12 protein-coding genes are annotated in these 14470 nt (G+C 72.1%); 1 reads left to right on the forward strand and 11 read right to left on the reverse strand.

What is annotated here, in order from left to right; all coding sequences use genetic code 11:
- Nucleotides 1-671: 671 nt before the first annotated feature.
- The 11 genes from ACZ5C2_RS26195 to ACZ5C2_RS26245 are packed head-to-tail and all read right to left on the reverse strand — an operon-like array spanning nucleotide 672 to nucleotide 12406.
- Nucleotides 672-983 carry a phosphopantetheine-binding protein gene (locus ACZ5C2_RS26195; protein WP_468795647.1) on the reverse strand — a complete coding sequence of 104 codons (312 nt, stop codon included), beginning with the start codon at nucleotides 981-983 and terminating at the stop codon, nucleotides 672-674.
- The gene (locus tag ACZ5C2_RS26200) at nucleotides 980-2761 is read right to left on the reverse strand and encodes a condensation domain-containing protein (RefSeq protein WP_468795649.1); all 1782 of its coding nucleotides are present in this window, start codon (nucleotides 2759-2761) and stop codon (nucleotides 980-982) included. The genes ACZ5C2_RS26195 and ACZ5C2_RS26200 overlap by 4 nt, the downstream gene beginning before the upstream one ends.
- Nucleotides 2758-4356, reverse strand: coding sequence for an amino acid adenylation domain-containing protein (locus ACZ5C2_RS26205; protein ID WP_468795652.1), 1599 nt, complete (start codon nucleotides 4354-4356; stop codon nucleotides 2758-2760). Before ACZ5C2_RS26205 ends, ACZ5C2_RS26200 begins: the two co-directional genes overlap by 4 nt.
- The gene (locus ACZ5C2_RS26210; RefSeq protein WP_468795655.1) at nucleotides 4353-5753 is read right to left on the reverse strand and encodes a class I adenylate-forming enzyme family protein; all 1401 of its coding nucleotides are present in this window, start codon (nucleotides 5751-5753) and stop codon (nucleotides 4353-4355) included. Before ACZ5C2_RS26210 ends, ACZ5C2_RS26205 begins: the two co-directional genes overlap by 4 nt.
- On the reverse strand, nucleotides 5750-6322 hold the full coding sequence (locus tag ACZ5C2_RS26215; protein WP_468795658.1) for a beta-ketoacyl synthase N-terminal-like domain-containing protein: 573 nt from the start codon (nucleotides 6320-6322) through the stop codon (nucleotides 5750-5752). Before ACZ5C2_RS26215 ends, ACZ5C2_RS26210 begins: the two co-directional genes overlap by 4 nt.
- Entirely contained in the window at nucleotides 6319-7455 is a 1137-nt protein-coding gene (locus tag ACZ5C2_RS26220; RefSeq protein WP_468795661.1) for a beta-ketoacyl synthase N-terminal-like domain-containing protein, read from the reverse strand. The genes ACZ5C2_RS26215 and ACZ5C2_RS26220 overlap by 4 nt, the downstream gene beginning before the upstream one ends.
- A complete protein-coding gene (locus ACZ5C2_RS26225; RefSeq protein WP_468795664.1) occupies nucleotides 7452-7952 on the reverse strand; it encodes a 3-hydroxyacyl-ACP dehydratase FabZ family protein in 501 nt (166 codons plus the stop codon). Before ACZ5C2_RS26225 ends, ACZ5C2_RS26220 begins: the two co-directional genes overlap by 4 nt.
- On the reverse strand, nucleotides 7939-8400 hold the full coding sequence (locus ACZ5C2_RS26230; RefSeq protein ID WP_468795667.1) for an acyl-CoA thioesterase: 462 nt from the start codon (nucleotides 8398-8400) through the stop codon (nucleotides 7939-7941). The genes ACZ5C2_RS26225 and ACZ5C2_RS26230 overlap by 14 nt, the downstream gene beginning before the upstream one ends.
- Nucleotides 8397-9788, reverse strand: coding sequence for an aminotransferase class III-fold pyridoxal phosphate-dependent enzyme (locus ACZ5C2_RS26235; protein ID WP_468795670.1), 1392 nt, complete (start codon nucleotides 9786-9788; stop codon nucleotides 8397-8399). Before ACZ5C2_RS26235 ends, ACZ5C2_RS26230 begins: the two co-directional genes overlap by 4 nt.
- A 51-nt stretch (nucleotides 9789-9839) precedes the next feature.
- A complete protein-coding gene (locus tag ACZ5C2_RS26240; RefSeq protein ID WP_468795673.1) occupies nucleotides 9840-10109 on the reverse strand; it encodes an acyl carrier protein in 270 nt (89 codons plus the stop codon).
- Complete coding sequence (locus ACZ5C2_RS26245; protein WP_468795676.1) at nucleotides 10106-12406, reverse strand: type I polyketide synthase; 2301 nt, start codon at nucleotides 12404-12406, stop codon at nucleotides 10106-10108. The genes ACZ5C2_RS26240 and ACZ5C2_RS26245 overlap by 4 nt, the downstream gene beginning before the upstream one ends.
- A 369-nt stretch (nucleotides 12407-12775) precedes the next feature.
- Here ACZ5C2_RS26245 and ACZ5C2_RS26250 point away from each other — a divergent pair, with 369 nt between their 5' ends.
- On the forward strand, nucleotides 12776-14095 hold the full coding sequence (locus ACZ5C2_RS26250; protein ID WP_468795679.1) for an MFS transporter: 1320 nt from the start codon (nucleotides 12776-12778) through the stop codon (nucleotides 14093-14095).
- The last annotated feature ends 375 nt before the right edge of the window (nucleotides 14096-14470 follow it).

The raw sequence follows: 14470 nt of genomic DNA on the forward strand, positions 1-14470 counted from the left end.
ATCACCCGGTTATAGAACGCGCAGCTTCCGGCAGCATCTGTCCGCAGGCCGCCGGACCGGGGAGGGCCTCCCCAGTTCCCGCTGTCACCGTCGCAACGTTTGCCCCATACGCCGGGGAGTCCTTCACGGCTGCATCTCCAGAATTTTCGCCGCTTCCATGGCCTTCGCCCTGATTTCGAGGGCTCGGCACCCCCTGTCCCCGCCCCAAAAGGGCGGGCCTCTAACGACGCCGCAGGCTTCGCGTGATGCTACGGACCGCTGCTTTGCTCCGCCGCACAGGGCTTTCGACACTGGGCTTCGACGCCGGGCGTTTCCCCCGACGCCGCCAGTCTGCTACCCGGCCTCCTGGCCGCTACCCGGACCGAACTTCCACCGGCAGGCGACAACGAGCTTACGACTCAAGATCAGCTACATCACGAAGACCTCCGAATCTGCTGGGCGCGCGAAAGAGCGAGGCTAAAAGGTTCCGGTGGGCGGGCGGATCGTCGGCCCGACCAATGAGGCTCTCGCCACGGCGGTCGCCCGCTGGGCCGCTCGGCAGTGACCGCCGAACGGCTTCCCGGTCCCTGGGGCGAAGCCGGACCACTGATCGCGCTGATCATGGTGGGCGGCTTCATGGCCGGGGTGGGCGCGGTCCGATGGAGCCGCGCTTCCGTGAACCGACCGCGAGTTCAGCCGTCGGGCGCGTCGGTGGGCGACTCGACAGCCTTGGCCAGCGCCTGGGAGAGGGCGTCCGGTGTCGGGTTCTCCAGGATGGTGCGCACCGGTACGCGCAGTCCCAGTTCGGTCCGCAGACGGGACGACAACCGGACGGCGAGCATGGAGTGCCCGCCCAGGGCGAAGAAGTCGTCGTCGGGGTCGGCCCGCGTCAGACCGAAGACCTCGCACCAGACCGCCGCGACTACGGCGGCTGTGTCGGTTCGGACGCCGTCGGGTTCGTTCTCGGCGTTGGAGGCCCCTGCCTTCTCGAGGTGCGCGCTCATGCGCCTGCCTCCCGTCCGGACGGGCGCTGCTGCAGTCGGCTGCGTCGTTCGCGCAGCCGAGCCGCACGCGCCCGGCCCACCGGATCGGCCACGGCGTGTCCTGTTCGGGTACCGCCTGCCAGGTGCCGCGCGAGCGCGGCGATCGTCGGGAACTCCAGCAGCGACACCAGCGACGTTTGTACTCCGGTGCGGGCGCCGATCAGGGTGTGCACGGTGGTGAGGGCGAAGGAAGTGCCCCCGAGGTCGAAGAAGTTGTCGTGGAGGCCGACGTCGTCGTGGCCCAGGACCTCGCGCCAGATCTGGAGGAGAGTCTGCTCCGTACCGGCGCAGGCCGGGTCCGTGGGAGCGGGCGGGGGTGGTGCCGCCGGCGGCGTGAGGGAGGGCGGGGATGGTGAGGCGGCTTCGGGCGGGCCGGGCAACGACCGGATCGCGGCCGTCGGGTCCGCGACCGCCGCAACGAGCAACTGCTCGAACTGCGTGACCATGCGGGCGATGGTGGCGGCTTCGAACAGGTCGGTCCGGTAGGTGAGCGTCAGGTCGAAGTCGTCACCCTCCTCAGGCGCGCGGAAGAGCATCATGTCGATGTCGACCTTCGCCCCGGCGGGCGGGAGATCGAAGGCGGTGGCGCGCAGGCCCGGCAGGTGCGGGCTCACGACCGGCTCCGGCTCGAGGGAGAAGAACGCCTGGACCAAGGGAGCGTGTCCGGGATCACGTGCGGGCGCGAGCTCCTGCGCGAGCTGCTCCATCGTCACGTCCCGGTGGGTCAGGACGTCCAGCAGCTCCGACTGGACCGACCGGCACAGGTCGGCGAAGCACAGGTCCCGGCCGGCTTCGACGCGTACCGGCAGCGTCGTGGCGAAGAACCCGATCACGCTCTCGAGTTCGACGCGGTCGCGGGCGCTCACCGGCACGCCGACCAGCACGTCCTGGGTGCCGGCGAGGCGGGAGAGGAAAGCGGCGTAGACGGTCAGCATCAGCACGAACGGTGTCACCCGCAGGTCCCGCGCCAGCCCCAGCGCCGGTCGTATCACCGACGCGCGCAGGGTGTGCCGGTGGTTGCCGCCGTGCGGGCCGGCGACCGCCGGACGGGGCAGGTCGGCCGGGAGCCGCAGCACCGTGGGGGCTCCGGCCAGGCGTTCCCGCCACCAGCCGAGGTGCTCGGTGTCGACGGGGCGGGCCCGCTGCCAGGCCGCGTAGTCGGCGAACCGCAGGGCCGGCGCCTCGCGCTCGGGCTCGGGCTCACCGGCGTACCCCTCCGCCAGTTCGTCGAAGAAGATCTGCAGGGACGGGCCGTCCGAGATCAGCTGGTGCATCGTGACGACGAGCAGGTGCCTGCCGGGTTCCGACCTGAGCAACCGGGTGCGCAGCAGCGGGCCCCGCTCCAGGTCGAACGGCTCGTCGGCCCACGTCTGGGCCAGTCGGAACGCCGCGGCGTCCACGTCCTCGTTCCCGTCGGCATCCACATCGACGACGGGCAGCTCCGTGTCCGGGGCGCCGATCCGCTGCACAGGTTCGAATGGCGGTGCGGTGCCGGGTGTGAAGGTCGTACGCAGTGCGTCGTGCCGCGCGACGACGCGCGCGACGGCGCTCCGGAGCCGCGGCACGTCGAGCGGGCCGTCCAGGCGGACCGCCACCGTGATGTTGTACATCGGCGTACCCGGGTGGAGCAGTTCGGCCAGGTACAGCGCCCGCTGGGTGCCCGAAAGAGGCAGCGGTCCCGCCGTCCGGTCCAGCGCCGGGATGTCGTCCGGCACCTCTGCGGTGACTTGTTCGGTCATGCTGCTCCCTCGTTCGCTGTCGGCACCGTGTTCCCGGCGGTCAGGGCGAGCCGGTCGATCTTCCCGCTGGGGGTGCGCGGCAGCGCCGGGACGACATCGGCCCGGACCGGCACCATGTGGGACGGCAACCGGTCACGCAGGTCCGCGAGCAGATCCGCCGCCCAGGCCGCGGTGTCCTCGGGGGCGGACTTCGGCACGAGGAACGCGTGGAGGTTCCGGTCCTCGGCCGCGGATCCGGCGACCACCACCACGGCCTGTGCGACGGACGGGTCTGCGCCCAGCACGCTCTCGATCTCCCCGAGCTCGATCCGGAACCCCCGCACCTTGACCTGTGTGTCCTCACGGCCGAGGAACTCCAGGAGGCCGTCCGGAGTGACCCGGCCGAGATCGCCGCTGCGGTAGGCCGGTACGGCCGGGTCCAGCGGGTCCGTGCGGTAGCTGCGCGCCGTGCGCTCGGGGAGGTTGAGGAAGCCGGGCCCCACGGCCGCGCCGGTGATCCACAGTTCCCCCACCTCGCCGTCCGGCACCGGCCGGCCGTCCGGATCGCAGACCCGGACACCGGTGCCGGTGATCGGCCTGCCGATCGAGGGCAGGTCGGACCACGTGGTCACGTCCGGGGGCAGCTTGTACCAGGTGGCGACGTGGGTCTCGGTGGTGCCCCACTGGTTCACCAGACGACAGTCCGGCAGCCGGGTGAACATCGCCCGGATCGGGGCCGTGCACTGAACCTGCTCCCCCGACGTGAGGATCTCGCGCAGCGGGTGCCGCCGCGGGGTGGCGTCGTCGGCGAACAGGGCGAGCGACTGGATCATCACGAAGGGCACGAACAGACGGTTGACCCGTTCGCGTTCGATGAGGTCCCAGAGGAGTTGCGGGTCCAGCCTGTCGTCCTCGTCGCAGCAGACCACGGTGCCGCCCTCGCCGAGCGTGGGGAGGACCTCCTGGTAGATCACGTCGAACGACGCCGGGGAGAACTGCAGCGTTCTGTCGCCCGGCCCGCACTCGCCGACGCCGGACTGCCAGGTCACGAGGTTGGCGAGGTTGCGGTGTGCGTAGCGCACGCCCTTCGGGCGTCCGGTCGACCCGGAGGTGTAGACGACGTAGGCGGTGTCGTCACCGGAGATCCCGGGGTCCTCGAAGGCCGGGGCGGCGCCCGGCGCGGGGCCCGCCGGGCCGGCGAGGGCGTAGCCGACGTCCGGGTCGGTCACGACCGTGGTGAAGCCGCCCAGCCGGTCGAGGGGCCGCTGGTGGCCGACGACCAGTTCCACACCGGCGTCTGCGCACATGAAGCGCAGACGCTCGGTCGGGTACCCGACGTCCAGCGGCACGGCGACGCAGCCCGACCGCAGCAGCCCGACCAGGGTCACGACCAGGTCCACCGACCGCTCCAGATGGACGCCGACGGCCGTGCCGGGGGCGGCGCCCAGCTGCCGGACCCGCGCCGCGATCCGCGCGGAACGCTCCCACAGGGTGCGGTAGTCGACGGTTTCGCCCTCCGAGCGGATCGCTTCCGCGTCCGGCGCGAGCCGCACGCGGTCGGCGACTGCGCGCAGCGCCGGGACCGTGGTCCGCACGGTGCCGGGATCGGTACTCATTTGTGCCACTCCTCAGTCGTCGCCCTGCACAGGGTGATCCGGTGTGGTCGCTCGGCGCGCAGCAGGACGCGGTTGAGCGCGTTCTCGATATCGGCGGTCTGCCGGGGCCCGGGGTCGTCCACGGCGACATCCAGCCCGTAGCGCATCTCGTTGTCGTCGTCGCGGTAGACGGTGGTGGTGACGCGGCGGACACCGGGGACGCCGGCGGCGATCCGCCGCACCGACGGCAGCCAGATCTTCTCGCCGCCGATGACGACCGAGTCGCCGGACCGGCCGAGGAAGAAGTGGTAGCCGTCGGCGTCGATGGCGAAGCGGTCGCCGGTGGTGACGGTGCCCGCGACGGTCTGGGTGCCCCCGGGCAGCCGCCGGCGCAGGACCGTGTCGGATTCGACGACGAGTTCCGCGCCGGGCCCGTCGCCTGTGGAGTCGCGCAGGTACGTCCGTACCCCCGGCAGCGGGACGCCGACCGAGCTCCAGCGGTGTTCCGGTTCGCGGTGCGCGGCGAGCGTGGTCACGCGCGGACCGGCCTCGGTGAGGCCGTAGGTGAGGTAGAGCTCCTGAAGGCCGCCTGCCAGCAGGGAGCCGACGTGCCCCGGGTCGAGCGCGTCGCCGCCGACGGTGAGCACGCGCAAGGGGCCCGGTCCGGCATGGGGAGTCTCGGCCAGCCGGACGGCCGTACTGGGGGTCAGTGCGGACACCGTCACGTCGTGGTCGCGGACGGTTTCGGCGAAGGACCGGGGGGTGAACGGTGGTCCGGAGACGACCAGTCGCGAGCCCCGCACGAACGCGGCCAGGGCCTGCGCGACCAGGCCGTAGGAGTAGTGCAGGGGCAGGGACACCAGGACCGTGTCGTCGGCGCGCTGTCCGATGGCGGTGGCGTGGCGGTCGGCGTTGCGCAGCAGCGCGTCGACGCCGTGCAGGCAGCCGCTGGCGATCCCGGAGGTGCCCGACGTCATCAGGACGACCTCGCCCGACTGGTACCGCTGGTGCGCCCCCTCCTTCAGCAGCGCCGCCTCGCACCGGCCGCCGAGCGGGTGCACCGCTGTCGTCCCGTGCCGCGCGGGGTCGATCCGCGGCGCGATCAGCGCGGCGCCGCCCAGCCGCCGGCGGATCGCGGCGATCCGCGCCCCTCCGGCCGCCGGGGGGAGCAGCACGGGGACCGCGCCGGCGAGCAGAACCCCGAAGAACGCGGCGAGGGCGGCCCGGCCGTTCGGCATCGTGATCAGCACCGGGGAGCCGGGCGGCAGGTTCAGGCCGGCGACCGCGTCGACGACGGCCCCGGGCCGTTCGGGCGCGCTGCCGGACCGACCGCGGGGACCCGGCCCGGCGTCCACGGACGCGTCCAGGAAGGCCAGCACCGCGGCGCGCTCCGGGACGCCTGTGATGTCGGCGCTCACCGCGGTGCTCCGGACGGACGCAGGCCGGGTGCGGCCCTTACCACGACGCACCGGGCATCGTGCCCGTGCAGTGGATCGTGGTCGTGCACGGCGACCACGACGTGGGCGGCCGCACCGGTCCGCAGCCAGTGCCGGGCCGTCGTCAGGGCCGCCGGCAGTCCCCTGGCCGGGTCGGTGGTGATCGTGAGGCTCGGTCCTCGCAAGCCGTGCACCATGCAGACGAGACTGACCGGTCCGCCGGCACTGGCACCGGCGAAACGCAGCGGCGACAGACGCCCGCCCGGTACGGCGCGGGCGATCCCCGCCATCGTGTCCAGGGTGCTGTGGGTGCTGACCAGGACGGTCGCCGTCGTCTCGGGTTCCCGCGGCCCGTCCGGCCATCCGGCCCACAGTTCGTCGACGGCTTCGAGGACCGCCCACGAGGCCGGGTCGGCGTAGAGGGACGGGATGCGCCGGTACGGTGCGGCCTGCGCGGCGCGGTGGATCCGGGCGGTGGCCAGGGCGACAAGACCGGATCCCTCCGGTACCGCGATGTCCCCGGCCGGTGTGGGCTCGTGGCGGACCGTCATACGGCAGCCTCCAGCACGAGGCAGGTGGTGAAGCCGCCGAACCCGAGCGTGACGCTGAGCCCGACGTCGCCGGTGAACGGCTGTGGCGCCCCACCGGTCGGGAGGGGCAGCGGGAAACCGGGCATCACTGTGCCCAGCCCGGGCACCGGTGGCACCCGCTTCTCGCGCAGGGCCAGCAGCACGGTGATGGCCTCCAGTGCTCCGGTGGCGCCCAGCGTGTGGCCGAAGGCGCCCTTGGTCGCGAACACGACGGGTGCCGCCCCGTTGGTGAAGGTGCGCGCGAAGCCGCGGCTTTCGGCGTCGTCGTTGACGGGGGTGCCCGAGCCGTGCGCGTTCACCACACCCACCTCGCCGGTGTCGCGGCAGGCCGCGGCGAGCGCGGCGGTCACCGCCCGGACGACGGTGCCGCCGCTCGGGTCCGGGGCCGTCGGGCCGGCCGCGTCGTTCGCCGAACCGGCGCCGGACAGTCTGCCCCGCACACGCGCCCCGCGCGCCCGCGCGGAGCGAGCGCGCTCCAGCACGAGGAAGGCCGCGCCCTCGCCGAGGACCGTGCCGTCGTGGCTCTCGTCGAAGGCCCGCAGCGTGGTGGGCGACATGGTGCCGAGCGCGGAGTGCCCGAGCCGTTTGGCCGGGGTCAGCACGTCCACGCCGCCGACGACGCAGATGTCCTCCTCACCCTCGGCGATCAGCGCGGCGGCGACCAGTAGGGCGTCCGAGGCCGCCGAGCACGCGGTGCTCACCATCAGCGGCGGGCGGGCCATGCCCAGCCCTGTCGTGAGTGCCTCGCCCCACCGGTCCAGCCCGTCGGCCAGGACGTCCAGGTGTGATCCGTAGCTCGTGCCGATGACCGGCCGCAGCCGCGGGTCGGTGACATCGAGGCCGGCGTCCGCCACCGCGGCTCGCAGGGCACGCGAACCCAGCTCGTGCTGGCGCTGCTCCGGGTCGAGGTCCATCGGCAGGTCCGTCAGGGCTGCCGCCTCGTCGTTGCGCAGCGGGTACGCGCTGGGTACCGGCGCCACACCGGTCGCCCCCGACAGCAGCGCCTGCCACACCTCGTCCAGGTCCGAGCCCAGCGCCGTGGACCAGGCCATCCCCGTGATCAGGGCGCCGCGGCCGCCTTCCGGGTCGCTCACCACCACTGGTGCCCCATGTCAGCGGTCTTGCGCCGCACCAGGTTGGCCCGGAACGCCGCCACCGTCGTGGAGTCCACGACCGCACGGCCGGAGAAGAAGAAGGTCGTGCCGCCCACGAGGCGGTCGGCCGACACGGTGATCGTGACGGTGTCGCCGGGGGCGACGATCCGGAAGAACCGCGAGTTCATCGCACCGACCAGCGTGAGTTCGTCGTCGGCGAGCGGCGAGGTGCCGAGCTGGTACAGGATGATCCCGGACTGGGCGAACGCCTGGCTCAGGTGGCTGGCCGGGAAGACCGCGCGTTCCGGGAAGTGCCCCGCGATCGCGTCCATCTGCGCGGACACCGAAAGCCTGCTGACCAACCGTACGCCCGGCTCGTAGTCCACTACGCGGTCGAGGTAGAGCATGGGGTGCCGGTGCCGCAGCCAGCTCTTGATTTCGGTGAAACCCATGGTCCTGCTCGGGTCGGTCACGGCAGCGGGTTCAGCCAAGGACATGGGAGCGGGTCTCCTCGAGGACGGTGCGCAGGGCGGGGGGCAGTGCACAGGGTGCGCCGGTCACGCGGTCGGTCAGCGCCACGACCAGGGATCCGGCGGCGAGTTCGACGCCGTCCGCGGCCCGCCGGATCGTCGTGTCGATCCGGGCCCGCGCGACGCCGAGGTGCCCGACGGCGGGTTCGAGGCTCAGCTCGTCGGGATAGCGCGCGGGGGCGCGGTAGCGCGTCGTCGCCTCCACGACGACGAGGTCGAAGCCGCCGCTCGCGAGCTCCCCGAGGCCGACGCCGAGCCGCTCGAGGTTCTCCAGCAGGGCGGTTTCCTGCAGGGCGGGATACCGGGCGAAGTGCACGACGCCGGACGCGTCCGTGTCGGCGTGCTCGACACGACGGCGGACCGTCAGCATCCGCGCACCCGTCCGCGCGGTCGGTGCGGTCGGTGCGGCCGTCATGCCGCGAGCTTCCGCAGGGCGTGCGACCCGGCTGCCAGCCGCGCGGCGATCGTCTCGACGTCGTCGGCGGTCGCCACGAGCGGCGGGGCCACCCGCATGGTCGTGTTCACGTACCGCAGGCCGCGCGAACGGCGGCCTGCCCCGGACATGAACTCCACGTACACTCCGTTGCGGATCATGCAGGTGCGCAGCTCGCCGGTGCGGGCGGCGGCGGGTTCGGTCAGCTCGATGCCGTGCATCAGCCCCACGCCGCGGGCCTCCCGGTACAGGTCGGGGAACTCCGCGACCACCCGGTCGCGCAGCAGCCGGCCCAGCTGGGCTCCCACCTGTCCGGAGCGCTCCACGAGCCCCTCGGCGACGATGTGCTCGAGTCCGGCCCGGATCACCGCGCACGTGAGGGGGCGCAGGTCGGACGTGGAGACGGTGCCGGTGGGGCGCACGCCCAGCTCGCGGCGCGCGATCACCATCGAGGTGGACAGCGCCCCCATGCCGAGGCTCTTGCCGATCACGGTGATGTCGGTGGGGATCGGGCCCGCCGCGTCGGTCATCGCGAAGAATCGGCCGGTCTTGGCGAAGGTCAGGACCTCGTCCGCCACCAGCAACGCGCCGCTGCGCCTGGCGAGCGCGGCCAGTTCCCGCAGGTAGTCATGTTCGGGCAGCAGGATGCCCGCGTCGCCCTGGACCGGTTCGACCACGACCGCCAGCACCCGCTCCCCGTTGCGCTCGAACCACTCCCGGGCCGCCTCGAGGTCACCGAACGGGATGTGGTCGGTACGGAAGCCGAACTGTTCCGGGGCGATCGCCGGCAGTCCGACCCGGTAGTGACGGCGGTTGATCAGCGGGAGCAGTCCCCCCGACCAGCCGTGCCAGGCACCCTCGAAAGCGAGCACGGTGTCGCGCTGCCCGGCCCCAGGTACGGCACGCAGCCTGCGGTGGTCGAAGCGCGACTCCAGGACGAGCCGGAGCGCGAGTTCCATGCCCTCCGAGCCGGAGTTGCGCCCGCTGACCCGGTAGTCCGCCGCCGGGAACCGGTCGGCGAACAGCCCACCGGTGCCGAACAGCCGCTCCAGGAGCAGCGAGCGCTCCGACGAGGCGATCTCGTCGGTCACGTACCCGGCCTCCCGGACCGCGGTCGACAAGGCCTCGGCGATCGCCTCCGAACCCGCCCCCAGGCAGGCGGAGCCGTACCCGCCGCTGGCGTCCAGCACATCGAAGGCGCGTCCCGCGTCGGCGCCCGTGAGCTCGACGAAGTGCTGGACGATTCCGCTCGCACCGGTGCACCCGAACGGCACCCGCTGTGTTCCGTAGTGGTCGAACTGGACCTCGCGGTCGAACCAGGGCCGGGTCGATTCGCGCCCGGGGAGCCCGATCACGTCGGCGGCTGACATGGGTGTGTCCTCTCGGCGGAGCTGTACGGGGGGCCGTGGGTGTCCGGACGTTCAGTCGCCGGCGTTCGGGGAACTGCTCCGCAGGGTGCGGACGAGGTCGGCGACGGTGCGAATGCTGGTGAAGTTCTCCGGGGTGAAGTCGTCGTCGGAGATGGTGATGCCGAAGGTGTTCTCGCACACGACCCGCAACTCGACGAAGCCGAGGGAGTCCAGCCCGAAGTCGCCACGCAGCAGGTCGTCAGGGGTCATCCGGTCCTCCGGCACCTCGACGAAGAGGTCGACGGCCAGCATGGATCCGATGGCTCGCTCGATGTCGTTCACGAGAGTCGCTCTCCGTAGCTCAGGAATATCGGGTGGTGGGGTGTCGGGTGCGGCACCAGGTAGGTGCGTCGCTCGAACGGATAGGTGGGCAGGTGGAGGCGGCGCCGTCGTTGGCCCGCGTGCAGGGCCCCGAAGTCGGCCGTCGCCCCCGCCGCCCAGAGCCGGCCGACCGCGGCGAGCACCGTTCGCGGGCCGGCCGGTGACCGGCCGGGCTCATCGAGGACGTCGACGGGAACGAGTTCGACGCCGTTGACGGGCGCTGCCGTTCGCCCGGCCCCGATGCGCACGACGATCTGCCCCGGTGCGCCCTCCAGCGCCGCCGGGACGTCGCAGAGCAGCGGCCGGCCGGGCCGCGCCGGCGCCCCGGCGAGCGTGTCCGCGCCGGCTTCGGTGAGCCCGGCGAGCAGGCGGGCGGTCTCGGCGGGGCTCAGCTCCGCGGCGACGGCTGCCGCGCAGCGGGATCCAAGCCCCTGCCCGCAGACGGCGTCGGGGCGCACACCCCAGGAGATCAGCAGTTTCGCCGTCGCGTACTGCACGGCGAGGTGCCCCGCGGGACCGGCCGGCGTGTGCTCCGGGGCCGGGGCACAGAGCAGCGCCCGGCGCAGGTCGTGGCCGAGATGCGGACGCGCCGCTTCGGCGATGTCGTCCAGGTGGGCACGGAAGACCCCCTCCGTGCCGTGGATCGCGGCGACGGAGCCCGTACGGTCCTCTTCGCCGGGCCCGGTGAAGAGGAACACGACGCGCGGAAGGTGTGTGCGGTCCGGGCCTGCCCCGGCCGGCGGGCTCCCGCGGAGCGCCGCGACGGCCTCGGACGCGTTCGCGGCGACCACGAAGTGGCGTTCGGCGTGCGCCGCCCTACCCGTCTGCAGGGTCCATGCGACGTCGGCGAGGTCGGTGTCCGGGTACCGTTCGAGGTGGTCGGCCAGTCTGCCGGCGACGTGTTGGAGCGCGGGCCGGGTCCGCGCCGAGAGGACCAGCAGGTGGTCCCCTCGCCCCGGGGTCGTCGGGAGCGCGGCCGGCGGCTCGGCCACCACGGCGTGGGCGTTGGTGCCGCCGAACGCGATCACGTTCGTGGCGCCGATCCGGGCACGGCCTCCGGACTCCCACGGGACGGTGCGGTCGTTGACGACGAAGGGGGAGGACGCGAAGTCGATCGCCGGGTTCGGCTCGGTGAAGTTCAGGCTGGCGGGGAGCACCCCGCGCTCCACGCAGAGCACGGTCTTGATCAGTCCCACGATGCCCGCTGCCGCGTCCGTGTGGCCGATGTTGGCCTTGACCGATCCGATCCGGCAGTATCCCGTCCGGTCGGTGCTCCGGCGGAACGCCTTGGTCAGTCCGGCGACCTCTACCGGGTCACCGAGTGCGGTGCCGGTGCCGTGCGCCTCGACGTAGCCGATCTCGTCGGCCTCGACACCGGCCACCAGCTGAGCGGCGCGGACGGCACCGGCCGGCCCGGCCACGCTGGGTACGTGGAAACCCATCTTGCGCCGGCCGTCGTTGTTCACCGCGGTACCGCGGATGACCGCGTGCACATGGTCGCCGTCAGCCAGCGCCTCGTCGAGCGGACGGAGTACCACCAGCCCCACCGCGCTCGCCCGTACGGTGCCGCGGCCGTGTGCGTCGAACGGACGGCAGCGCCCGTCGTCGGCGAAGATGTCGTCCGGGTCGTGCCGCAGTGTCGGGATCGCGGCCAGCACCGAGGCGCCACCGGCGACCGCCATCACGCAGTCACCCGCGAGCAGCGAACCGATGGCGATGTGCACCGCCACCAGAGACGAGGAGCACGCGGACTGCACGGCCATGGCGGGCCCGGTCAGGCCCAGCTTGTAGGCGATCCGGGTGGCGAGGAAGTCGACATCGTTTCCCTGCTGGACACGGGAGTCCGGGACGGGGGCGCCCCGGGCGTGTCCCCAAGCCTTGACGAGGGCTCCGTGGTCGGTGACGGACCCGCCGACGAACACGCCGGTCGACAGGCGTTCCGGGCCGCCGTGACCAGCACGCTCGAGGGCCTCGTGGGCGCACTCCAGGAGCAGCCGATGCTGCGGATCCATGATCAGGGCGTCCTCGGACGAGTAGTCGAAGTACTCGGCGTCGAAGCGATCCGCACCGCTCAGCAGCCCGTAGGACGGCACGTATCCGTCTGCCGCCGCCGGAAGCTGGTCGGTCAGCACCGACACCGATTCCCGGCCGTCGCAGAGGTTCTCCCAGAAGGTCTCGACGTCCGGGGCTCCCGGGAAGCGTCCGGCCATGGCCGTGACGGCGACGAAGCCACTGTCGTCGATGTCTTCCGTACTCATATCTCGGCCTCCGGGCGTAATCGGTCGGGAAACCGGACGACGGTGGTGACGTCGGACAGGTAATTGCCCATGATCTGTGCGGGACGGCACCCATTGAAGGTCAATCACTCGTCCGCGCAATCACAAGTCGGGTGAATATCAGGCCAATTCAACATGACGGTTGATCACCGGGCCTAACACAGGGGCGGTTGGCTGTCGTCGAGGCCGATATTCTGCGCCGTGACGACGAACCGTACGGCGGGATCGGGCAGCCGTGCTTTCGATGTGCGCGGAACGGCGAGTCGGCACATGCCCTACATTTCCTGCGAAGGCAATAGCCAGGTGCGAGGTATTCGGTATGCCCAAGAAGATCGTTGAGCGGTGTCCTGGATGACGAGCAAGTGGCGACCGGACCTGCGCCGGAGCCTGTGGGGTTTCGCCGACTACCGCAACCTCTGGATGTCCCAGACCACAAGCCTGTTCGGTACGGGCATCACCCTGTTGGCCCTGCCACTGGTGGCGCTGCTCCTTCTCGACGCGTCGCCGTTCGAGATCGGAGTGCTCTGGGCCGTCGAGTACCTGCCCATCCTGCTGGTCGGTCTGCCGGCCGGCGTCTGGGTGGAACGGTTGCCGTTGCGCGCGGTGATGGTGGGAGCCGACGCGATACGGGCCGTGGCACTGCTCGCCGTACCGATCGCGCTCGCCCTGGACGTTCTCAGTATGCCGCTGCTGTACGTCGTGACGTTCCTCATCGGCCTGGGCACGCTCTTCTACGATGTCGCGCAGCTGTCGATCCTGCCCGCGCTGGTCGCCGAGGACCGGCTCGTCGACGCCAACGGGAAGCTGGAACTGTCCCGCTCGGTCGCGCAGATCGGCAGTCCCGCCGTCGGTGGTCTGCTGGTGCAGATGCTCACCGCACCGTTCTCGGTACTGGCCGACGCGGTCACGTACCTGTGGTCGGCGTACTTCGTCCTGCGTGTCCGCAAGCCGGAACCGGTGGACCGGCCGGCCGGGAAGAACAGCCTCCGCGAGGACGTCCGCGAGGGCGTGCGTTTCGTGTTCGGCCATCCGCTGATGCGCCCGCTGTTGTTGTGCGCCATGCTCGCCGAGATCGCCTCCGCGATCATCCTCGCCCTGCAGGTGGTCTTCGCCGCCGAGGTGCTGTCCATGAGCCCCGTGGTGATCGGTGTCGCGCTGGCCGTCGGCAACGGCGGGGGTGTGGTCGGGGCACTGGTGGCTGAGCCCTTCGCACGCCGTTTCGGCACCGGGACCGCCTTCATGGTCTCGATCGTGCTGTTCACCGCGGGCTCGGCGATCCTGCCGATGTCCGTCGGGCCGGTGACGTTCGCGCTGGGCATGTCCGTCGCGTACCTCGGTGCGCTGATCTTCAACGTGCTGCAGGTCAGCCTGTGCCAGGCCGTAACGCCACCCCACCTGCTGGGGCGGATGAACGCGGTCTTCCGGTTCGCCACCTGGGGTGTCGTCCCGCTGGGTGCGGCCGGCGGCGGACTGCTGGTCGATTCGATCGGGCTACGGGCGGTCTTCTGGATCGCTGCCGGACTGAACGCCGTGGCCTTCCTGCCGCCGTTGTGGTCCGCGATTCCCAGGCTCCGCGAGGTCGTCCACCACAGTGCGGAGGAACCGGCCGTGGAGGCCACGGCCGGTGTGGCGGGCGATCGCCCGGAAGACCCCTTGGCGGGCCGGCGGTAACGAATCCCGGTGGGACGCTGTCGGCGCCGGGGCAGCCGACAGTATCGGCACCCCTTCTCGCGCGGATGTGAGAACCCTCCACGCGGCCCTCGACCGGTCGGGCCCGCCCGCCGCGTTCAGTCGTGCCGACAGCATGCAACCGGTCGAAGACGCCGGCCTGCTGTCACCGTTCCGGGCGGTGTCAGCAGGTCCGGCCAAAGCCGAAGCCCCGCTCCGGCGGCAGGAGTTACCGCAACCGCATGTGCGGGGCGGTCCCGCGGGATCCTGCGGCCGCGGCTTCGGCGGAGGGATCAGCGGCTTCGTGGTCTCCCGCCGACCGCCCGGAAACGATGCACTGCCGAGCCGCGGGGGCGACCGCCTGGACCCCGACACCGT

Source organism: Streptomyces sp. NPDC031365 (assembly GCF_055569765.1).